Source organism: Pseudotamlana haliotis (assembly GCF_008806375.1).
Lineage (GTDB): Bacteria > Bacteroidota > Bacteroidia > Flavobacteriales > Flavobacteriaceae > Pseudotamlana > Pseudotamlana haliotis.
In genome coordinates this window covers 33,370-55,490 of record NZ_WAAT01000032.1, presented here as the reverse complement: position 1 = coordinate 55,490, position 22,121 = coordinate 33,370, and the positions used below count along the sequence as shown (strand labels likewise).

General features: G+C 33.7%; 25 protein-coding genes and 1 tRNA gene. 9 read left to right on the top strand and 17 right to left on the bottom strand.

Annotated features, from left to right (window positions below; all coding sequences use genetic code 11):
• The first annotated feature begins 91 nt into the window (after positions 1-91).
• The 7 genes from gldF to F6U93_RS05975 all read left to right on the top strand — a co-directional run bounded on the left by gldF (position 92) and on the right by F6U93_RS05975 (position 5,922).
• Positions 92-811 carry a gliding motility-associated ABC transporter permease subunit GldF gene (gene gldF / locus F6U93_RS06005; protein WP_150937842.1) on the top strand — a complete coding sequence of 240 codons (720 nt, stop codon included), beginning with the start codon at positions 92-94 and terminating at the stop codon, positions 809-811.
• A complete protein-coding gene (locus F6U93_RS06000; protein WP_150937840.1) occupies positions 808-1,293 on the top strand; it encodes a hypothetical protein in 486 nt (161 codons plus the stop codon). Before gldF ends, F6U93_RS06000 begins: the two co-directional genes overlap by 4 nt.
• A complete protein-coding gene (gene gldG / locus F6U93_RS05995) occupies positions 1,286-2,953 on the top strand; it encodes a gliding motility-associated ABC transporter substrate-binding protein GldG (protein ID WP_150937839.1) in 1,668 nt (555 codons plus the stop codon). Before F6U93_RS06000 ends, gldG begins: the two co-directional genes overlap by 8 nt.
• A 172-nt stretch (positions 2,954-3,125) precedes the next feature.
• The gene (gene dnaN / locus F6U93_RS05990) at positions 3,126-4,244 is read left to right on the top strand and encodes a DNA polymerase III subunit beta (RefSeq protein ID WP_150937837.1); all 1,119 of its coding nucleotides are present in this window, start codon (positions 3,126-3,128) and stop codon (positions 4,242-4,244) included.
• 92 nt (positions 4,245-4,336) lie between these two features.
• Positions 4,337-4,732 (top strand): FUSC family protein, encoded by a 396-nt coding sequence (locus tag F6U93_RS05985; protein ID WP_150937835.1) that lies wholly within the window; start codon positions 4,337-4,339, stop codon positions 4,730-4,732.
• Between the two features lie 110 nt (positions 4,733-4,842).
• Complete coding sequence (locus F6U93_RS05980) at positions 4,843-5,205, top strand: CidA/LrgA family protein (protein ID WP_150937833.1); 363 nt, start codon at positions 4,843-4,845, stop codon at positions 5,203-5,205.
• 9 nt (positions 5,206-5,214) lie between these two features.
• Positions 5,215-5,922 carry an LrgB family protein gene (locus tag F6U93_RS05975; protein WP_150937831.1) on the top strand — a complete coding sequence of 236 codons (708 nt, stop codon included), beginning with the start codon at positions 5,215-5,217 and terminating at the stop codon, positions 5,920-5,922.
• Here F6U93_RS05975 and F6U93_RS05970 read toward each other — a convergent pair whose 3' ends face one another.
• The gene (locus F6U93_RS05970; RefSeq protein WP_150937829.1) at positions 5,923-7,512 is read right to left on the bottom strand and encodes an aspartate:alanine exchanger family transporter; all 1,590 of its coding nucleotides are present in this window, start codon (positions 7,510-7,512) and stop codon (positions 5,923-5,925) included.
• A 208-nt stretch (positions 7,513-7,720) separates the two neighbouring features.
• On the opposite strand from F6U93_RS05970, the gene F6U93_RS05965 reads away from it, so the two are divergent.
• Positions 7,721-8,731 carry a M28 family metallopeptidase gene (locus tag F6U93_RS05965; RefSeq protein ID WP_150937827.1) on the top strand — a complete coding sequence of 337 codons (1,011 nt, stop codon included), beginning with the start codon at positions 7,721-7,723 and terminating at the stop codon, positions 8,729-8,731.
• Between the two features lie 88 nt (positions 8,732-8,819).
• Here F6U93_RS05965 and F6U93_RS05960 read toward each other — a convergent pair whose 3' ends face one another.
• From F6U93_RS05960 to rlmF, 15 genes are all read right to left on the bottom strand, one after another.
• Complete coding sequence (locus tag F6U93_RS05960; protein ID WP_150937825.1) at positions 8,820-10,112, bottom strand: cryptochrome/photolyase family protein; 1,293 nt, start codon at positions 10,110-10,112, stop codon at positions 8,820-8,822.
• Positions 10,102-10,587 (bottom strand): SRPBCC family protein, encoded by a 486-nt coding sequence (locus F6U93_RS05955; RefSeq protein WP_150937823.1) that lies wholly within the window; start codon positions 10,585-10,587, stop codon positions 10,102-10,104. Before F6U93_RS05955 ends, F6U93_RS05960 begins: the two co-directional genes overlap by 11 nt.
• A 34-nt stretch (positions 10,588-10,621) precedes the next feature.
• Positions 10,622-11,122, bottom strand: coding sequence for a CIA30 family protein (locus tag F6U93_RS05950; RefSeq protein ID WP_150937821.1), 501 nt, complete (start codon positions 11,120-11,122; stop codon positions 10,622-10,624).
• A gap of 10 nt (positions 11,123-11,132) precedes the next feature.
• The gene (locus F6U93_RS05945) at positions 11,133-12,551 is read right to left on the bottom strand and encodes an SDR family oxidoreductase (RefSeq protein ID WP_150937819.1); all 1,419 of its coding nucleotides are present in this window, start codon (positions 12,549-12,551) and stop codon (positions 11,133-11,135) included.
• A gap of 9 nt (positions 12,552-12,560) precedes the next feature.
• On the bottom strand, positions 12,561-13,034 hold the full coding sequence (locus F6U93_RS05940) for a TspO/MBR family protein (protein WP_150937817.1): 474 nt from the start codon (positions 13,032-13,034) through the stop codon (positions 12,561-12,563).
• Complete coding sequence (locus F6U93_RS05935) at positions 13,024-13,722, bottom strand: lycopene cyclase domain-containing protein (RefSeq protein ID WP_150937815.1); 699 nt, start codon at positions 13,720-13,722, stop codon at positions 13,024-13,026. Before F6U93_RS05935 ends, F6U93_RS05940 begins: the two co-directional genes overlap by 11 nt.
• Positions 13,719-14,174 (bottom strand): sterol desaturase family protein, encoded by a 456-nt coding sequence (locus F6U93_RS05930; protein ID WP_150937813.1) that lies wholly within the window; start codon positions 14,172-14,174, stop codon positions 13,719-13,721. The genes F6U93_RS05935 and F6U93_RS05930 overlap by 4 nt, the downstream gene beginning before the upstream one ends.
• Positions 14,171-14,608, bottom strand: a complete 438-nt coding sequence (locus F6U93_RS05925; RefSeq protein WP_150937811.1) for a hypothetical protein — start codon at positions 14,606-14,608, stop codon at positions 14,171-14,173. Before F6U93_RS05925 ends, F6U93_RS05930 begins: the two co-directional genes overlap by 4 nt.
• Positions 14,608-15,450, bottom strand: a complete 843-nt coding sequence (locus F6U93_RS05920; RefSeq protein WP_150937809.1) for a phytoene/squalene synthase family protein — start codon at positions 15,448-15,450, stop codon at positions 14,608-14,610. The genes F6U93_RS05925 and F6U93_RS05920 overlap by 1 nt, the downstream gene beginning before the upstream one ends.
• Positions 15,434-16,915 (bottom strand): phytoene desaturase family protein, encoded by a 1,482-nt coding sequence (locus tag F6U93_RS05915; RefSeq protein ID WP_150937807.1) that lies wholly within the window; start codon positions 16,913-16,915, stop codon positions 15,434-15,436. Before F6U93_RS05915 ends, F6U93_RS05920 begins: the two co-directional genes overlap by 17 nt.
• Before the next feature lie 58 nt (positions 16,916-16,973).
• Positions 16,974-17,945, bottom strand: coding sequence for a fasciclin domain-containing protein (locus tag F6U93_RS05910; RefSeq protein ID WP_150937805.1), 972 nt, complete (start codon positions 17,943-17,945; stop codon positions 16,974-16,976).
• Between the two features lie 201 nt (positions 17,946-18,146).
• Positions 18,147-19,040 (bottom strand): MerR family transcriptional regulator, encoded by an 894-nt coding sequence (locus F6U93_RS05905; RefSeq protein ID WP_150937804.1) that lies wholly within the window; start codon positions 19,038-19,040, stop codon positions 18,147-18,149.
• Between the two features lie 145 nt (positions 19,041-19,185).
• Positions 19,186-19,261: transfer RNA gene (locus F6U93_RS05900), tRNA-His, on the bottom strand.
• A 113-nt stretch (positions 19,262-19,374) separates the two neighbouring features.
• A complete protein-coding gene (gene bshB1 / locus F6U93_RS05895; RefSeq protein WP_150937802.1) occupies positions 19,375-20,091 on the bottom strand; it encodes a bacillithiol biosynthesis deacetylase BshB1 in 717 nt (238 codons plus the stop codon).
• Positions 20,092-20,199: 108 nt separating this feature from the next.
• Positions 20,200-21,078, bottom strand: coding sequence for a 23S rRNA (adenine(1618)-N(6))-methyltransferase RlmF (gene rlmF, locus F6U93_RS05890; protein ID WP_150937800.1), 879 nt, complete (start codon positions 21,076-21,078; stop codon positions 20,200-20,202).
• Between the two features lie 223 nt (positions 21,079-21,301).
• Between rlmF and F6U93_RS05885 the strand changes: the two genes are divergently transcribed.
• The gene (locus F6U93_RS05885) at positions 21,302-21,958 is read left to right on the top strand and encodes an HAD family hydrolase (RefSeq protein ID WP_150937798.1); all 657 of its coding nucleotides are present in this window, start codon (positions 21,302-21,304) and stop codon (positions 21,956-21,958) included.
• On the opposite strand, the gene F6U93_RS14615 is transcribed toward F6U93_RS05885, so the two are convergent.
• Entirely contained in the window at positions 21,955-22,119 is a 165-nt protein-coding gene (locus tag F6U93_RS14615; RefSeq protein ID WP_191963458.1) for a hypothetical protein, read from the bottom strand. The genes F6U93_RS05885 and F6U93_RS14615 overlap by 4 nt on opposite strands.
• Between the last annotated feature and the right edge of the window lie 2 nt (positions 22,120-22,121).

Sequence of the window (22,121 nt, the reverse complement as noted above, 5' to 3'; positions counted from 1 at the left end):
TATTGACTATTGACTATTGACTATTGACTATTGACTATTGAAATTATCAAAAAACCAACAACCATTAACAAATAACTATTAACTAAATCCAATGTTAGCTATTTTAAGAAAAGAAATCAATTCATTTTTTGCATCGCCCATAGGCTACTTGGTTATTGCTATATTTTTAACCTTAAATGGTTTATTGCTTTGGCTATTTAAAGGAGAATTTAATATCCTTGATTATGGTTTTTCAGATTTATCGTCGTTTTTCTTATTAGCGCCATGGATTTTAATTTTCTTGATTCCTGCAGTGACCATGCGTAGTTTTTCAGATGAAAAAAAACAGGGTACCTTAGAATTACTACTCACCAAACCCATTTCAATTTTCAATATCGTTTTAGGTAAATATTTTGGCGCTTTTATCCTTATTTTAATTGCCCTCTTACCTACGCTTTTATATGTATACACCGTTTATGAATTAGGAAATCCTGTTGGAAATTTAGACATGGGAAGTACTTTAGGGTCTTATTTCGGGCTTCTATTTTTGGTTGCAGCCTATACCGCTATTGGTGTTTTTGCTTCAACATTATCTGACAATCAAATTGTAGCTTTTATAAGTGCTGTTTTTATTTGCTTCTTATTTTATGTTGGTTTTGAAGGTATTGCAGATTTTGCTTCAAGTGAATTTATAAACCAATTGGGTATGAGTGCACATTTTAAAAGTATGAGTCGTGGCGTTTTAGATACGCGCGATATCATCTATTTTTTAAGTATTACCCTATTCTTTTTAATGTTAACCAAAATCAATCTGACTAAAGCTAAGGCATGATTTTAACTCCTATTTTTATTATTTCAATGCTTATCGTGTTTGTGCTTGTCTGGCTGTTTGTAAACACCATAGACAAGCGCAAGTGGCTTACTTTTTTAGTAAGTTTAGCTCTAGCACCACTGGCCTATTTTTATATTTTTTATCCGGTTATTAATATTTTCAGCAACTACCATCATGAAAAATATTTTAAAGCCGAAGCTTGGGAAGAAAGTCCCGAGTTACGTTTTGAAATGTTAAATAACATCACCGAAGACAGCCTCTTTATTGGGAAACCTAAAAAGGAAGTTGAAAACCTATTAGGAGAAAGTGAATGGTACGGCTGGGATGATAGCATAAAAGCCAATTCACCAGATAAATGGAATTATAACTTAGGCTTCAAACCTGGCGCTTTTAACGAACAGCAAGAATGTATTGAACTTGATTTTGAAGATGATAAAGTCACGGCAATAAGAACCTATCAATTAGAAAAGACCTTTGAATAGCAATAAAAAACATATCCTAATTCTTGTTATCGCCCTCATAGCGATAAACTTTTTAAGCAGTAAAGTTTTTGAACGTTTTGACTTAACGGCAGACAAACGCTATACCTTAAGTGAATCGGCTCTAGAAACCATAGCTGATATAGACGCGCCTATTATTATTGATGTTTTTTTAGAAGGCGACGATTTTCCTTCGGAATTTAGACGCTTAAAAAAAGAAACACAACAGCTTCTTGAAGAGTTTTCAGCTGAAAACAGCAACATCATTTTCAACTTTATTAATCCGATTGAAGATGACGCTACTCGCGATCGTAACATTGAGCAGTTAACCCAACGCGGATTAACACCTATGCAATTAAGTGTGACCGAAAGCGGAAAATCATCAAAAGCCATGATTTTTCCATGGGCTTTAGCGAGCTACAACGACCAAACAGTTATTATTCCATTAGTGAAGAATAAAATTGGTGCCACACAGCAAGAATTGGTTTCAAACTCGGTGCAACATTTAGAATACGCTTTCGCGGATGGGTTTAGCAAACTCACTAAACCAAAGAGACGTAAGATTGCTATTCTGAAAGGCAACCAGCAACTTGAAGATAAATACATTGCCGATTTTGTTAAAAAAATTGGTGAATACTATTTCATTGCACCATTCACATTAGATAGTGTGGCTAATAATCCGCAAAATACACTGAAAGACCTAAATACTTATGATTTAATCATTTCAGCAAAACCTACCCAAGCCTTTTCAGAAGAAGAAAAACTGGTTTTAGACCAATTTACCATGAATGGCGGAAAAAGCTTATGGCTCATTGATGCGATTAGCATGGAAAAAGATAGTTTGTACAACCCAAGTGGCAGTAATGTGGCCATTCCGAGAGATTTAAACCTTACCGATTTCTTTTTTAAATACGGGGCACGTATCAATCCGGAACTAGTAAGCACACTGTATTCAGCCCCTATAACCTTAGCCATGGGCGAAGGTAGCCAGTCGCAATTTCAGCATTTACAATGGCCTTATTCCCCTTTAGCTGGCACTAATAGCTCGCACCCTATTGTAAATAATTTAAATCTGGTGAAGTTCGATTTTGCAAATCCAATTGACACGCTTAAAAATAACATTCATAAAACGGTTTTATTACAATCGGCACCTTTAACGAAGCTTGAAGGCACCCCAAGAATGATAAGCCTAGAAATGGTTACCAAAGAGCAAAACCCACAAGATTTTAGAGCTGGAAACCAAAATTTAGCGGTACTGTTAGAAGGCGAATTTGAATCCGTTTACAGCAACCGTATTAAACCTTTTGAACTTCCAAAAGGTAAAGATCTTAGTGTACCGACAAAGATGATTATCATTGCTGACGGTGATATTATCAAGAACGACGTGATTAGAAACGCACCTCAAGAATTAGGTTTTGACCGATGGACTGGGCAAACTTATGGCAACAAGGAATTTTTACTCAACGCGGTGAATTACCTTTTAGATGACAACGGACTTATAAACATTCGTTCCAAAGAAATTGCTGTAAGCTTCTTAGATCAGCAAAAAATAGCCGAAGAAAAAACCAAGTGGCAAATCATTAACATCCTGCTACCATTGGTTTTGTTAGGTCTTTTTGGTTTTGTATTTAACTACATCAGAAAGAAAAAATACGCAGCTTAAATGTTAATAAGTTTGTTTCGAAATATAAGCGGTTTAGAATATATTTGTATGAAGCATTATGATAATAAAAACTAAGCCATTTGTTTCATGATCACAAAGTTAATAGTCGATTTTATATAGACAAAATCACTATGAACATGAGCAACCTACTTAGAAAATATAATATCCTCACATGAAATTTATAGTATCAAGTACTTATTTACTAAAACAATTGCAGGTTTTAGGTGGTGTCATTAGTAGTTCGAACACCTTACCAATTTTAGATAATTTTTTATTTGAATTAGACCATAACAAGCTTACCGTTTCTGCTAGTGATTTAGAAACGACCATGGCTTCTAAACTAGATGTTGAAAGTGATAGCGAAGGCAGTATTGCGATTCCTGCACGTTTGCTTTTAGATACTTTAAAAACTTTTCCAGAGCAACCCTTAACATTTGTTATTGAAGACAATAACACTATCGAGATTAGCTCTAACCACGGTAAGTATGCTTTAGCTTATGCCGATGGAAAAGAATTTCCTAATGCGGTATCTTTAGAAGATCCAAGTCAAACCGTTGTCACTGGTGATGTTTTAGCTACGGCCATTAGTAAAACCATTTTTGCAGCTGGAAACGATGATTTACGTCCGGTAATGAGTGGTGTGTTTTTTCAGTTTTCTACTGAAGGCTTAACCTTTGTAGCGACCGATGCACATAAATTAGTAAAATACACACGTGAAGATATCAAAGCCAATCAAGTGGCCGAATTCATTATGCCTAAAAAACCTTTAAATCTTTTAAAAGGCATTTTAGCAGGTAGTGAAGACGATGTATCTATTGAATACAACGACTCTAACGCCAAGTTTACTTTTGAAAACTCTGAGTTAATTTGTCGTTTAATTGATGGTAAATATCCTAATTACGAAGCGGTAATCCCTAAGGAAAATCCGAATAAACTAGTTATTAGCAGAAATCAATTTTTAAATTCTGTACGTCGTGTTAGTATTTTCTCTAACAAGACTACACATCAAATTCGTTTAAAAATTGCTGGTGCTGAGCTAAATATTTCTGCGGAAGACATAGATTACAGTAACAAAGCTGAAGAACGTTTAACTTGTGATTATCAAGGTGACGATATGCAAATTGGGTTTAACTCACGTTTTTTAACCGAAATGCTGAATAACTTAAATGCTGATGATGTACAACTAGAAATGAGTATGCCAAACCGCGCTGGAATTTTAACGCCCGTTGATGGTTTAGATGAAGGCGAACAAGTAACCATGCTCGTTATGCCAGTAATGCTGAATAGTTAAAAATTACAATATCATATTCTGAAAAACCTTCAGAACACTAAAAACAGCATTACTCTTTTGATGCTGTTTTTTTGTGCTTAAAATTAATTGAAATGAAAAAAACATCTACCATTATTGCTTTTATCTCGGCTGTTATATCTGTAATTATAGCCGTTTTACCAAATTCAAAATTTACATTTATTCCTGCCTTAGCTGCACTTATCTTTGGTTTTATAGCCTTTAACTTATCGAAAAAAACAGGTGAGGTGAAGAAAATCATTCAGTTTTCAATGCTGTTGGCTTTACTCGCTTTAGGTTTAAGTACCTATAAAACGTTCTTTACAACCCCACAAGCCCCTCAAACCGAAGCACTGGAAAAGCAGATCACGGACAAAAGTGAAGAAGAATCAGAAGAAAAGAAAGAAACCAAAGAGCCGACTGAATTAGATCCTGCAGAAATGGAAGCCCTTCATGATGCGCCTTTAGAGAATTTAGACCCTAAAGATTAGCCTATGGAGCTTTCATCTACAAAACAGCTCTGAAAGTTCATAAATATTAACCATGATATTAATGCTACTCTAAACATTACTATATTATAAAAAATCAACAGAGATAAACTATGAGACAAGTCGTCATTATTTTAGGTTATTTACTTATAGGGGAAATTGTGGTGCACTTAACAGGATTAAAAATGCCTTCTAGTATTATTGGTATGATACTCCTCACCTTTTCCCTAGAAATCGGTTGGATAAAATTAAAATGGGTCGCTGGATTAAGCCATTTTCTAACCAAAAATATGGCTTTCTTTTTTGTTCCTCCTGGTGTTGCTATTTTGTTGTACTTAGATTTAATTCAATCGAATTTTTGGTCTATTATTATCGCTTCAACATTAGGAACTATAATTGTTTTTGCTTGTACCGGTTGGACACACCAGTTGTTTATGCGTCATAAAAACAGCTTCAAAAAGAACAAAAACGCTTAAATAACAGCTATGGAAAACATTCTAAATTCTGAACTTTTTCTGCTTACGCTTACTTTTCTGGCCTATTTTATTGCTCAAAATATTCAAAGAAAAACCAAACTCATTTTTCTCAACCCTGTATTACTCGCTATTATTTTTATTATTGGTTTTTTGATGCTTTTTGAAATAGATTTCAACACGTATAAAGAAGGCAGTCGGATGATAGAATTTTTACTCAAACCAGCCATTGTAGCTCTAGGTGTGCCTTTATATCAGCAATTGGGAAAGATAAAAAAACAAGCTATTCCTATTATCGTATCACAATTGGTAGGTTGTATTGTTGGTATAGTTTCAGTAGTATTAATAGCAAAAGCTTTAGGTGCTCCCAAAGAAATCATATTCTCAATAGCTCCAAAATCGGTCACCACACCAATCGCTATGGAAGTTTCTAAAACCCTTGGTGGTATTCCGCCATTAACGGCCTCTGTAGTTATTCTCTTCGGAATTATTGGTTCGATATTCGGCTACGAAATCATGAAGCTCACCCGTATTAAAAGTTCGATATCTCAAGGCATATCCATGGGCACTGCATCCCACGTTTTAGGTGCTTCCAAGTCTATGGAAATCAGCGGTAATTTTGGAGCCTTATCCAGTATTGGTCTTATTATAAACGGTATTTTAACTGCTATTTTAGCCCCTTATATTATTCAGTTTTTAGGTATTTGGATTACTTTTTAATTAAAAGATTAAGCCTAAAATTTGAGTACAAATAATTAACAACACCATAGCAATAGGATATACCGTTGCATAAGCCACAGAAGGGGCATCGGTTTTAGTCATCGTATCTACAGCCGCTAAACCAGGGGTACTTGTCATAGACCCAGTTAAAGTTCCTAAAAGGGTTAAAATATTGATTTTAAAAAACAAGCGAGCTACAATAGCTGCCAAAACCATTGGCACAAAAGTGATAACACCACCTATTAAAAATAACTTAATCCCGTATTGTGAATAAGTTTCTACTAAGGTCGAACCAGCATTGGTTCCAACCACGGCTAGAAAAAGCATTAATCCAAACTGACGCAGTAAGTGATTAGAATTACCACTCATCACCCAAAGCATTTTTCCGGTTTTACCAATTCTACCCAAAATCATAGCGACAATAAGCACACCTCCTGTTAATCCAAGATTGAATGTAAACGCATCTCCAAAAGATAAAGAAACGCCACCGACTAAAATACCTAAAACGATACCTAATGCTAATGGGAAGAAGTCAGTATCAGATAACTTACTTTTATTATCACCAATTAATTTAGAAATCTGCTTCGCGCTGCTTTTCTGACTCGAAATCATCAGTTTATCACCAATTTGAAGCTTCAAAGAAAGTCTAGGTGATAAATCTATACCACTTCTTCGAACTCTAGTGATAGTCGCACCAAAATTATCTTTAAGATTTAACTCCCCTAAAGTTTTATTTACTAATTCAGTTTTAGTTACTAAATAAGACTGCACAACGTATTCTTCTCCAAATGAAATTTCAACATCAGACTTAGGCCCGATTAACAATTCCACTCGTTTTAACGCATCTTCCGTACCTACAACTCGTATATAATCACCTTTATGTAATACCGTATTTTTCTTCGGAACAAAGGCTTCATTCTTATGTTTTACACGAGAAACCACACCTTTGGTCATAGAACCAATTTGCAAATCTTCTATCGTTCTACCAATCACACTTTCGTGCTCCACTAAAAAATTACATCGGGTTATTATATCAAAATGCCCGTGTGCTTTTTCTTCGTATTCTTCCTCTTCCTTAGTAAGATTAATTCTGAAAATTTTCGGATATAATTTTACAAATAAAATAACACCAATAACGCCAAACGGATAAGCTATACCGTAACCAATAGACGCTAATGGCGATTGGGTTACATCAATAGCCGTGGCTAAACCAGGCGTACTCGTTAGCGCCCCAGCCATCAAACCAATAGCAATAGACTTATCAATAGCTAAAAACTGGATGGCTAAAAAGGTAATCACCGCAGCAGACACCACAATCAATGCGGCTATAGTCACTAAGTTTTTACCATTTTCTTTAAAAGAATCAAAAAAACCAGGCCCTGCTTGCAACCCAATAGTGTAAATGAAAAGTATTAATCCAATTTTCTGTAAAATATCCGGGAGTTCCACGCCAAAGTGGCCAAAGAGTAGTGCGACAAAAATAATGGCAGAAACATCTAGCGATATGCCTTTAATTTTAATGTTTCCTATAATAAATCCGATACAAATAATTAAAAATAAGGCTAGATAAGTCGCGTTTAAAAACTCCATCAATTATAATTTAAATTTTAAGATACAAATGTAATTTATAAAAAAGATACGGATACTGACATTTATCATTCTATCTTTTTTATCATAATGATAATAATTTAATGAATGGCACTAAAAATCATATATTGAACTGTTAAAGTAAGCTGAAATCAAATTTCAATAAATTCAATTTTGTAATATAGCCGTACAATTTTAAACTTTATTTCATTTGAAAAATTTACTAACACTTGTATGCCTTTCTCTTTTATTCACTTCCTGTAAAGGCGAATCTCAGAATAATGTAGAGACTACAACAGCTTCAGCTGAAACCTATGCAGAAAAAATCACTGCAGCAGACCTTAAAAAGAACCTTTATATTTATGCTTCTGATGAATTTGAAGGTCGTGGCACCGGTGAACCCGGACAAAAGAAAGCCGTGGAATTTTTAAAAGACTTTTACGTGGCAAATGACATTCCTTCTCCTATTGCCGAAGGTAATTATCATCAAAAAGTTCCAGCTTCCTTCCTTCCTAACGGCACAAAAGATTCTGAAAATGTATTGGCTTACATTAAAGGTTCTGAAAAACCAGATGAAATTCTAGTAATTTCGGCACATTTAGACCATATTGGTGTGTCTGCTAACGGCGATATAAATAATGGTGCTGATGATGATGGCTCTGGAACAGTAGCTATTTTAGAAATCGCAAAAGCTTTTAAGGCCGCTGAATTAGATGGTAAAGGCCCGAAACGATCTATTCTGTTTTTACACGTTACCGCAGAAGAAATTGGTTTACAAGGTTCTAAATATTACACAGATGTTGAACCTATCTTTCCTTTAGAAAATACGGTAACCGACTTAAACATTGATATGATTGGGCGTGTAGACGACAACCACGAAGGTGGTGATAACTACTTATACCTTATTGGATCAGATAAGCTGAGTCAAGAGCTACATGATGTTTCTGAAGCGGTAAATAATAAATATGTGAATTTAGATTTAGACTACACTTATAATGATGAAAACGACCCAAACCGTTTTTATTACCGTTCAGACCACTACAATTTTGCAAAAAACAACATTCCGGTGATTTTCTATTTTAATGGAACACACGATGATTATCACAAGCCAAGTGACACACCAGATAAAATAAACTATGAATTTTTAGAAACACGTACACGCCTAATCTTTTATACAGCTTGGGAATTGGCTAACCGCGAAAACCGTGTGAAGTTGGATTAAAAATTTCACTTCTATTATAAACTTACAGAAGCTGATTAGAAAGTATCTCTTTTTAATCAGCTTTTTTTTATGAAATTGATAACAACTTTCAATTTAATGCTTCACGATAAACCTTTAAACAACGTTCGCGTGCTTCTTTGTGATTGATTATAGGCTTAGGATAAGTCAACTCTTGAAACTCTGGCACCCACTTTTTAATATATTCTAAATTTTTATCGAATTTTTGAATCTGAGTGGTCGGATTAAATATCCTGAAGTAAGGTGCTGCATCGCAACCCGTACCTGCTGCCCATTGCCAGTTTCCATTATTGGAAGCCAGCTCAAAATCTAATAACTTTTCAGCAAAATAGGCTTCACCCCACCTCCAGTCAATTAAAAGGTGTTTGCATAAAAACCCAGCAGTAATCATACGAACCCGATTGTGCATATAGCCCGTTTGGTTTAATTGCCGCATACCAGCATCAACTAAAGGGTAACCAGTTTGACCAGCACACCATTTTTTAAAATCTGTTGGATCATTTCTCCATATTACGGCATCATACTTTGGTTTAAAATTTTGAGTAACCACTTTAGGGAAATTAAATAATATTTGCATAAAAAATTCACGCCAAATAAGTTCGCTTAAAAACACTGCGTTAGTGTTAAAAGCATGTTTTACCACCTGACGAATACTTACTAAACCAAACCTTAAATAAGGCGACAAATGCGATGTTTTATCTAAGGCTGGAAAATCACGTACAGCATCATACTGCACCAAATCATCAAGGCTATAGGGTTTTACTTTAATAGAACTTTCTTCAAAACCAATACTTACTAACTTTGGAAAATTTATATTTACAGAAACAAAATTACTTTTAAACTCTTGACAATCGAATAACTTAACATGTTTATCAACATCAAATTGTTTTAACCATTGGTTTTTATAAGGTGTGTAAACAGTATACGGCGTTTGGTTTGCTTTTAAAACTTCATCCGCCTCAAAAATGACTTGATCTTTATACGTGTGAGTTTCTATGCCTTTAGATTTAAGTAAAGCCTTCACACTTTCATCCCTTTTTAAGGCATAGGGTTCGTAATCTTTATTGAAGAAAACCTTTTTAACCTTATAATCTAAAACCAGCTTATCCCATATTTCCAAAGGCTCACCTTTTAAAACGCGCAATGAGCTGCCAATAGTTTTAAGCTGATTATCGATTTCTTTTAAACTCTTGTAGATGAAAGTTATGCGCGCATCTTGCTTAGGTAACGTATTAATAATTTCTTCATCAAAAATAAAAATTGGTAATACCTTAAACCCTGAGTTTAAAGCATGATGAAGCGCAACATTATCTTCCAAACGCAAATCACGTCGAAACCAAAAAACAGCTATTTTATCTTCCATTGAATCGAGTTTCTAAGGTGCTATATCTGTAATTAAAAATGGTTTGTAACTCACTTTTTATATACATGTTATGTATAAAATGACCTAAAAAACCAAACGGTAATTTATAAGACACTTTATCACGCATTAATGTTTTTCCGTCAGGAAGTGCTTCAAAAAAATGTTCATGATGCCACATTTTATAAGGACCGAAGCGTTGTTCATCAATAAAAAACTCATGATTTTTTACCTGTGTGATTTCTGTGACCCAATTTTGTTGGATCCCAGGAAGAACACCTATTTTATAGCTGATGATTTGTCCTGGATAAGCACTTCTTTCAACGTCTGAGGTGATTTCAAAACCCATTTTAGAAGGTGTTATTTTAGCTAAATTTTTAGGATTACTAAAGAATACCCAAGCTTCCTCTAATGGTATGTTTAAAATTTGCTCAGTACTAAGCGTATATATTCCTGAATGTTTTTTGAATTGGATCATTTTACTTCAATTAAGTTTAAAAGGTTCTCTTTAATTATGTTAAGATTATTTTATCTATAACTAAATTGAAAATTTCATTTTTTTTGTTTCCTATGAAAAAGGCAACTTCCATGATAGAATCTTCTGAAAAATTATCCAGTTTTAATATATTACCACGATATGATGGGTAAAAGTCTTTTAGAAGAAGCTCAACTTTATGTTTCCCTTTTTCCGCTTCAAAGGGATGTATGTACCAGTAAAATTGAGTACTTGTAGATTTTATTCTAAACTGATACCTCTTAGCATCACCAACCAGGTGTAGCTCTATTTTTTTATGATGCTTTTCTTTTTTAATTTTTACTGGCAGGCGTGTCATGGTAAACCCGCCATTATTTTCAAGTGACACATTTCCAGTGAAAACACCATTACCATGTTCATCAATGAGCATGTTTGAACTAGAAACGCCACCCATAACCGTATCACTAATTTGATACCATTTGTTTGGGTTTACATTTAAATTAAAATCGAAGATCTCTATATCGTTATTTTTGGACATTACTATATTTTTAAGTAGCTACTAATTCGTCAATCATGCCATTAAATACAAAAGCATGAAAAGGGAGTACGGCGTACCAATACAATCTTCCTAAGAGCCCTTTAGGTCTAAAAACAGCGCGTTGGTACAAGTTTCCTTCTATAATTTCAAACTCCAACCAAGCTTCTCCAGGTAATTTCATTTCAGCGAAAAGCAATACTCTTTTCTTTTCTTTATCTGCTAATAATACTCTCCAGAAATCTAGGGCATCTCCCGCTCTTAAGTCGGTATCATCTCTCCTACCTCTACGCAAACCTACGCCTCCAAATATTTGATCTATAAACCCTCTTAACTTCCATAAGCCATTTAGTTTATACCAACCATTTTTACCACCAATAGACCATATTTTAAGCATGGTCTGAGCTTCATTTTCTATCTTTCTAGAACGAATATCTTTAAAACAACCAAATTCCGGTATTTGAATGTGTTCACTTAGTTGGTTGTGAATAACTCCACTACTTATAGCATCTTTCCAACTAGAAACGACCGTGTTTTGTTCGATAATTTGAAATGCTAATGCTACAGAAGTTTTATAATCTATGGGTTCTACGCCTATAATTTTATTAATTTCACTAGGCTTTGCTATAACTTCAACTTTCATACTATCTACCAGTGCTTGCGCTAGCTTAAACGAAGTAGACGTCACGAAGTACAACCAATATGAAGATAGTTTCGGCGTTAAAACTGGTAAAGTAAAGATGTAACGTTTAAAGCCTCTAACTTCGGCAAATTGAAGCAACATCTCTTTATAGGTTAAAATTTCAGGACCACAAATATCAAATGATTTATTAAAGGTTTCTTCCCGTCCTAAAGCTTTTTCCAAAAAACTTAAAACATCTCGAATAGCTATGGGCTGCGTTTTTGTATCTAACCACTTAGGCGTGACCATCACGGGTAATTTTTCAACAAGGTCTCTAATAATTTCGAAGGAGGCACTTCCGCTACCAACAATAATTCCTGCTCTGAAGGTGGTTAAACTATAGCTATCTGAACGCAGTGTTTTTTCAACCTGAAGTCGCGACTTTAGGTGCTTAGATAAAGTATCTGCATTTACAATACCGCTTAAATAAAGCACTTGCCTACACTGGGTGCTTTCAAGTAAACTTTTAAAGTTTTCAGCACATGTATTTTCTAAATCTTCAAAATTAGAACTGCTGGTGGACATAGAATGAATTAGATAATACGTAGCATCTAAATCGTCTGGAAATTTTACTTTTGATGGCTTTAAAAAATCAACTTCTAAAAATTCTACTAAAGGATGATTTTTAAATTCTAAAGGAACTCTATTTATATCTCGAACACAACAAACTAAAGCATGGTTATTTTCTAACAAAATCGGGATTAAACGCTTTGCTATATAACCAGTAGTTCCTGTAACGAGAATCTTCATTTAGGTATTCTAATTATTAAATAATATATAGGTATTTAAACTGGTTGCGATGCTCATCCAAATTAAATAAGGAACTATTAATAGCGTATACCATTTAAGTTCTTTTAAGAATTTAAATGTAAAATAACCCACCAGCAACCAAAGTAAAGTAATTACAATCAACCCGATGAAAACCTCATGCTTATTGAAGAAAATATAATTCCAACTCACGTTGAAAATCCATTGTACACTGTATATCGTTATTAGGTATTTACTGAATAGTTGAAATTGAAAGCTCAACTTGGTCATGTAAAAAGAAAAGAGAAACATGATCGTAAACCATGCTGCACCAAAAGCCCAGTTGGGAGGCGTCCACGGCGCTTGATTAAGCGAAGTATACCATTCTGACTGTGGCCCATTTTCCATGAAAATAACCCCAAGACCCAATGCTAGAAAATTAGCAGCTATAAAAATTAGAAAACGAATGTATTTGTTATTTAGCATGGTATTTTATTTTAAAAAAATTAAAGACTAATTGAACTAAAAACAACAAGTTAAAGGCATAAAAAACATCCTCAAAAGGAATAGTGAATAAACGAAACCCAAGGTTTTCAGTATCGTCATACCAAACAATTGGCGACTCAATAAAACTTCCTGTTAGCACGCCATTTACTAAAAAAAACGGGATCAAGATTATTGCAAAAACAGGTAAATAAGATTGTAAGGTTTCTAGATGATTTTTGAGTCCGTATAAAATTAAAATAATGAAAAAAATGAAATTAACAGAGGTATACCATTTTCCAAAATTGAATACCAGTAAGGTGCTTGTTAAAATTAATAACAGCACACAAACCAGTACTGCACCTGCTTTAGACAACTTAAAATTTGGCAAATAATACCGTATCACTTCATAAGTAAATAAACAAGCATAGGGAATACAAAAGAAAAATAGCCATTCCTCTATTGGCACATTTAAAGCCATAACCGACAAGTGATAATCTGGGTTAAATCCCCAAACTCCCATTTTGGTAAACAAGGCATCCCAAATTAAAAAAGGAACAGCAACCGTTAGTATGCTAAAACATGCTGCTTTAAAATACTGTATAAAATGAAATTTCTTTTCAAAAATACTGTATAGCAATGGGATGCTTAAGCTTCCTAAATTTAGAAATAAGTATAAATATGTATTCACTGTGATTTTTTAAAATATTTAAAAGGCACTAATAGCATACCAAAACATTCGCCGTCAGGCTTATCTAAATGCTTATGATGTATTTTATGAGCTTTTCTCAACCCTTTTAAGTAGCGACTTTTAGTGTTTTTAAACCATTTAAATCGTCTATGAATCAATACATCATGAATTAAAAAGTAAGCTACACCGTAACATAAAACACCTAATCCTATAAAGAAAAGGTAATTTAATTCACGTCTAATTCCAAAGTAAAACAATAAAATACTAGGAATAGCAAAAACGACAAAAAACGCATCATTTTTCTCGAAAACATGCGGATATCCCGGTTGATGATGGTCTTCATGCAAAAACCAACCAAAACCATGCATAACATATTTATGGGTACACCAGGTTACCCCTTCCATAACAACAAAGGTTAGCATTGTAATTCCTATAAAAACCACTGCGTTCATAGTGATGTATTTTTTTTGATATAAGGATCTAGATAATCGGTGTCATCTTTACGTTTCATCATTTTGCTTAAATAGGCCTTATCGTTTTCTATATCCGAACTATAATTTAAAATACTTGGTACATTTTCTTGAATAACCAACCTAACATATCTTAAATTCATATTTCCTGGATGTTTAGAAATTAGTTCTTCTAATTGATTTTTATAAGTAGTAAAAACTTTCATTTTATTCCAAGGCATGCGCTCGTATTTTGCTTGCTTCATTTTAAACGAAACCACATAAGCTTTAATATCAATTTCATTACTTTTTTCATACTTAGCAATGAATTCTTGCTCTTTCTCTTTGGTTAAAGCCTTATGATATTCTTGAATAAAATCTGGAGTATTCGAGTTTGATACAAGCATCATGACTATATGTAAAATTAACAGTGTCATTAAATAATATTTAATTTATACTTCACGTAACTTCTTGCTAATAAATTTATTTTCATGGTATTAGAAACTCTAATTCTTGTTTCCATAATTTCAGAAAAAGATACACTTTTTAATTTTTTTAATAGCCTCAGGTAATATCGATATGCCATATAAACTCCAAATTTGGCTTCAACCGGAAGTTTTAAAACACCATTTTGGAAAGCATAGTCAAAATCTTCTTCAATTTCTTTAATAATGGAAGCCTTAGAATTATCATCTAGAGATGAAAAATTTATATTTGGAAAATAAGATCGGTTTAAAACTTCAAAATCATCCTTTAAATCACGTAAAAAATTCACTTTCTGAAAGGCAGACCCTAAGCGCATGGCGGCATCTTTTAATGCATCGTATTTTTCTTGATCACCATTTACAAAAACTTTTAAACACATAAGCCCAACCACATCTGCAGATCCATAAATATAAGCTTTATACTCATCATCAGAATGATAGGTAGTTTTATATAAATCGGCTTTCATACTCTTCAAAAAAGCCTTAACCAAGTCTTCGGAAATGTCATATTTGTAAACCGTATGAATGAATGCATTTATAATTGGGTTAAGACTAATACCTCTAGACTTTGATTCGTAGTATTCGTTTTCAAATTCTAAAAATAATTGCTCTTTATTGTAATCATGAAAAGAATCTACAATTTCATCTGCAAAGCGAACAAAACCATAAATATTATAAATATCGGGACGTATTTTAGGTGCCAACATTCTAGTTGCCAAAGTAAACGAAGTACTATATTTTTGGGTGACCAACTTACTACACGAGTAAGAAACATCATCAAATAATTGTTTCATTCTTGTAAGTTTTTAAAATTGAATCTGAAGCGATTTTTCCTGAAATAAGTGATGGTGGAACCCCAGGGCCGGGAACCGTTAATTGGCCTGTGAAAAATAGACCCTTCACTTTTTTACTCTTAATTTTCGGCCTTAAAAAAGCCGTTTGTGTTAGAATATTTGCCAAACCATAGGCGTTTCCTTTATATGAATTGTAGTCTTTTACAAAATCGTTTACACAGAAACTTTCTTTAAAAAGAATATGTTCTTCAACCTTTTGATTGGTTAATAACTCTAACCGATCGACAATGAGTTTGAAATAATGTTCACGAATTTTTGGTGTATCCTTTATACCAGGAGCCAAGGGTATTAAAAAAGTAGCAGACTCCTGACTATTTGGCGCAAAACTAGCATCTGTTATAGATGGAAAACTGGCATAGAACAAAGGTTTCTCTGGCCAACTTGGTGTGTCATAAATCGTTTTAGCATGCGCATCAAAATCGGTATCAAAGAATAAAGTATGATGACTAACATGTTCCAATTTTTTATTAAACCCTACATAAAATAACAATGAAGATGGCGCAAAGACTTTACTATCCCAATATTTTTCTGAATATTGCCTAAACGATTCGGGTAATAAGGTTTCAGTATGGTGATAATCCGCTCCGCTTAAAACGATGTTCGTTTCAATCACTTCATCATTTACAACTAGACCATTCACTTCACCATCTGTATTTAGCTTAATTTCTTGAACATTGGCATCCGTTCTAAATTCGACACCTAAAGATGTGGCTAAATCGACCATCGCTTCAATAACTTTATACATACCGCCTTTGGGATGCCAAGTGCCTAATCCGAAATCGGCATAATTCATAAAATTGTAAAATGCAGGCGTGTTACTAGGTTTAGCCCCTAGAAACAATACTGGAAATTCCAGAATTTGAATGAGCTTTTTACTCTTTATATGTTTTCTTACCTGAGTTCTTATCGTTGAGAAAAACTGGGTGATTTTACCAATAGTTACTGGTGTTACCAACTCTAAAGGTGAGGCACCTGGTTTATAAACCAAATCATTAATAGATACGTCGTAATTATAAGCGGCAGACTTAAGAAAAGCCTTCAAATGTTTTGAGCTGCCTTTTTCTTCTTCTTCAAAAACCTTATATATACCTTCTAGGTTTCCCGGAATGGTAATAGAATCGGCTTTATCAAAATAGACTTGATAGGCAGGAGTTAATTTTTCTAACTCATAAAAATCTGAAGGCTTTCTCCCAAAATCTGCAAAGAATTTCTCAAAAACATCTGGCATCCAATACCAGGTTGGTCCGATATCAAAAGTGAATCCGTCTTTTAACAACTGCCTTGCCCGACCTCCTATTGTTTTATTTTTCTCTAAAACAATCACTTGATATCCAGCTTTTGCTAAATAACATGAGGCTGATAAGGCAGAAAACCCCGAACCAATAATGTAAATGTTTTTTTTCAATGTCTTTTTCAACTTTTATTTAAATGTTCTTATTAATTGATTTACATAATAGAAATTACTATGGTAAAAGCACAGCGTTTATAGCATGAATAACACCATTTGTACCCTGCACATCGCTAGTTGCATCACCAACAAGTATGTCGACCGTTTGACTACTTGAGGTTTTAATTTGAGCACCACTTGATAAATCTATAGTGATCATTCCTCCACTTAACATGGTAATGTCACCATTAGACAATTGATCGGATTGAACATTTGCATTATTCACCACATGATATTTTAAAACAGCATCTAAAGTTTCAATAGGGATATCGCCTAATCCATTCCATGAATCGTTCGAATCTAATAAGGCTTGAAAAGCATCATTTGTTGGTGCAAAAACAGTAAAAGGACCATCTCCCGAAAGCACAGAAACAAAATCTGTAGTATGTCTACTATCTGTTAATGCAGCTACTAAAGTTGAAAATCCAGCATTATTTAAAGCTAAAGATACAATATTTGGTGGAAACATCACTTTATCAATGATATGAATAACGCCGTTAGATGCTACAATATCCGTAGTAATTGGCTTAGCATCCCCATTAAACTCTACAGCTCCAATTGTTTCTACTTGTAAAGACAAAGCCTCATCATTCGGTCCAGTAGCCATCGTATTTACATAGGTGTCCGATAGATCTGAAGCCATAACTTCAGCATTCAACACATGAAATAATAATACAGATTGTAAAGTTGCCACTGGGATATCTTCTAGAGCATTCCAGTCTGGATTAGAATCTAATAAGGCCTGAAAAGCAGCGTTATTTGGTGCGAAAACAGTGAAAGGTCCATCTGCATTTAAAGCATCCACTAAATCAGCACGCTCTAAAGCTGCAACTAAAATGCTTAAATCTGGAGTTTCCACAGCTAAATCCACAATAGTTTTAGGATCAGGGGCTGAATTTGAATCATCGTCACTACTACATGAAGTAAAAACACTTAAACAAAATAATAAACATAGCGCCCAAACAGGTAATCTTTTTTTTAATAACATGATATTACATTTTTTCGATTAAAACCTACTCTATTTTTTTTAGTCCATTTTCGGTTAACTAGACTTTTGTTTAACAAAATTACTTGAAAGCTAAACAATTTAAATTCAAGCAAAAAAAAATTTGCGAAGAATTTTAGTCAAATTTAGACTTTTTGTTTAATAAAAACAAAATAAAGTTAAACAAAATAATTATATATGGTATTATAATATTTTCAAAAAATCAAGAAGTGATGGATAAATAGCCATATTAGAACTTAAATTTAAATCATTAGCAAAGGCTGTTTTTTTTCCTATGGCAATAAACTTATGTTTTGTGCCCTTTAAAGCGGCTTCTATTTCCTGAAGGTAAGGAACAACTTTATCATCATACGGTTTTACAGTTAATGAGGTTACAAAACAAATATCATTTTCGCTATCAAAAAAGTAATTTAAGTTATTTAATGGCAAACTTTGTCCGAGATAAATGGTACGATACCCTCTAAGCGTTAATTCGTAATTTAAAAACATCAAACCCAATTCATGGATTTCATTTTCTGGCAAAAACAGCACATATATCGCTCCTGAATTGGTTACAGTAGACTCTAATTGATCTATACTTATTTGAATTTTTTGAGAAATTAAGTTTGATATAAAATGCTCATGAGCAGGAAGCACTGTCCCTGTTTGCCACAACAGGCCAAGATGATCTAAAAAAGGTACAAACACGTCTTTGAAGATTTCACGAAAGGTTTTTCTGTGAAGCAATTTATTATACGTGTTATTAAACAGTACTTTATCAAAATTAAACATGGCGAGCTTTAAAGCATTAATGGCTTCATCTGCAGCGGCCGATTTCACTGCAAGCTCTCTAGATTTCATTTTAATAGTGTCATTAGACATTTCTGCTATTTTAGAAATCTTATGGTTATTATTATACAAAAGCGCGACATTTAATAACTTTTGCAGACTTTCTGATGAGTAGTACCTAATATTTGTATCGCTTCGATTAGGCGTTAATAGATTATACCTTTTTTCCCAAATTCGAATGGTATGTGCTTTTATACCTGAGAGGTTCTCAAGATCTTTAATTGTAAAATCTGTCTTAATATTGTTCAACGAAATCTATTTTTTAATAAACAAAGTTATAATTTAAAATAGTATCATACGGCTTTTGGTGGTAGATAATTTTAAAAAAGTATAAAAAACAATGATTTATAAGCACAAAAAAAGCCTTTCAATTTCTTGAAAGGCTTTTACTTTTGGGTGGAAGATGGGATTCGAACCCACGACCCTCGGTACCACAAACCGATGCTCTAACCAACTGAGCTACAACCACCGTGTAACTGCATTTTGTAATGCGTGTGCAAATGTAAACGTTTTAAGCGTTATCAGCAAAGACTTTTTTAAAAATTTTACATAAATTTTTAAAAAATTTATATCAAAAAGCTAACTACTTTAAATCGAACAAACTATCAACAGCAGCATAACGTTCTACTGTAAAACCTTCACCATGTTCTACACCAATCAACCTACCCAGGTCTCTTGCTCTATAATTGACACTATCTGTAAAATTAGCACTTGAAATAGGTGTTTCAGGGCCCTTTATACTCGGATTAAAAAATTGGGTTTTATAAGCTAATACCGCTTCCATTTTTTTATCGATAAACCCAGAAACATCTACAACCAAATCAGGTTCTATATTTTTCCACTGAATATAATGGTACACATGTTTTGGGCGCCATTGGGTTTGTAAAAAACCATCGTATGTGGTTTCTATTTTTGTTAATCCGCTTAAAAAACAAGCATCACTTACCAATTTACTCGCTTTTCCATGATCTATATGCCGGTCATCAATAGCATTACACAGCACCATTTCGGGCTGGTATTTTCTTATCATTTTTATAATTTCTAGCTGATGTTCTTTATCGTTCACAAAAAAAGCATCGGCAAAACCTAAATTTCCCCTAAAGGCCACCCCTAAAATATCTGCAGCATCTGTGGCCTCAACTTGTCTAGTTTCAGCAGTTCCTCGAGTACCTAATTCGCCTCTTGTTAAATCTACTATACCCACTTTTTTACCATTAGCAACTTCTTTCGCAATAGTTGCGCCGCAACCTAATTCAACATCATCTGGATGCGCACCAATAGCTAGAATATCTACTTTCATGTATTTGTATTTATAATCACAAATTAATAAACTTTAATTTTAATGGTCTGTTTAAAGGAGTTTGTCTAAAAATAAAAGAATTCCTTTCAAATAAAATTTGGCTAAAAACTATGCAAAAGTCCACGCTAAAAATCTAGAAACTTTGTTCCCCTGCCCCATTGGAATGATTTTAACAGCTGTAGCACCTAATTTTTTCAAAGAAACTTGCATGCCTTTCACTAAATCTTTTTTAGAAACCAACGTTGTAAACCATTGGCATTGATCTTTATACAGCGAACTTTCATAAAGGTAATTATGAAGGAAAGCCTTTTCTCCTCCTTTATAACACAATTCGTTTTGAGTCCCAGAGAAATTTCTAACCGGCTTATCCCCTGCTTTTTTTAGCCCTTTTAACTTTCGTTCTGTAGCTTCCCAGGCTTCTTCTTCCGAATTAAAAAATGGCGGATTACACATCGAAACCGTAAACTGGTCGTCTTCTTGAATCACACCCTTAAAAATTAAAGAAGCTGCTGCTTGTTGCCTTAATTTTATAACTGCACTTAAATCATTTTTATCAACGATTTTTTGAGCACAGGCTAAAGATTTTTTATCAATATCGGTCCCTACAAAATGCCAACCGTATTCGGCTTGACCTAAAATAGGGTAAATACAACTGGCTCCTGTACCTATATCTAGGACCTTAATAGGTGCTTTAACACCAGATTTATTGAGCAAACTCTCGATATGGTGAATATAATCTACTCGACCAGGAATTGGCGGACATAAATTCGTATCAGGGAACTCCCAGTACTTAATACCGTAATACTGAATTAACAAAGCCGTATTTAAAGCCTTTACCGCTTTCGGGTTTGCAAAATCTATCGTTTGTGTTCCGTATTTATTTTCGAAAACATAAGCCTCCAATTCAGGAAATACCGTTCGTAATACCTCCAAATCGTAACCTGATTTATGTTTGTTCTTAGAGTGAAAATTTAAATTTGTTTTGATAGCGCTTCAATTTGAATGATAGAATTAACTCGTATAATTCCTGTAAGTTACAAAGGTCAAAATAATTTTTGTTCTAAAACGGCTTAATTTCGGTTTTGTCCATTTTATTTACATGATTATCTATAAATATTAGTGTTTTGCTTCCGCGGAAGTGTGTCCGTTATTTTTCAAAAGAGCGTTTAAATAAGCTATTTAATCTTAGTATATTTGAAAAAAAATTAAGATGTTAAAAGCTGTTATTTTTGATATGGACGGGGTTATTATTGATAGTGAACCTATGCACAATCAAGCCTATCACGATATGTTTGATGAGGTTGGTATTGATGTGTCTCCTGAACTTTATCAGTCTTTTACGGGGCAATCAACTATAAATATTTGCAAAAAACTTTGCGATCATTTTAACTTGGAAGAAGCTCCGGAAACTTTAGTCCAGCTGAAACGTAAACATTTTAAGCACTTTTTTGAGCACAACTCTACTTTAGGACTTATTGATGGTGTTTTAGATTTAATAAAAGATTACCACAGTAATGGTTTAACCCTAGTTTTGGGTTCATCTGCAGCCATGACAAGTATTAATCAGATTTTTGATCGCTTTGATTTACACCAGTATTTCTCGGCTAAATTTAGTGGTGGTGATTTAAAAGAATCAAAACCACATCCTGAAATTTTCATTAAATCTGCCGAAGCTACGGGCTTTAAAAACGAAGAATGTTTTGTTATTGAAGATTCTACCAATGGGATAAAAGCAGCTAAAGGCGCCAATCTTTTTTGTGTAGGTTATGATAGCTTTCATTCTAAAAACCAAGATTACAGTCAGGCTGATTTGGTGGTTTCAGATTTTAAAGACATTAGCTATAAAAAAATGGTCGAACACTTTTAAGCTTGACCATTTTCTTTTTCAGCATTTGCCTTTTCAATAATAGCTTTTAATCGTGCTTTTCTATTGGCTTCTTCGGCTTTCTTTTTGTTTATTTTTCTAGCCATAAGTTTAGAATGCTTGGCTTTATTTTTAGTGTTTTTTTCTCTTCCTGTTTTTGCCATAA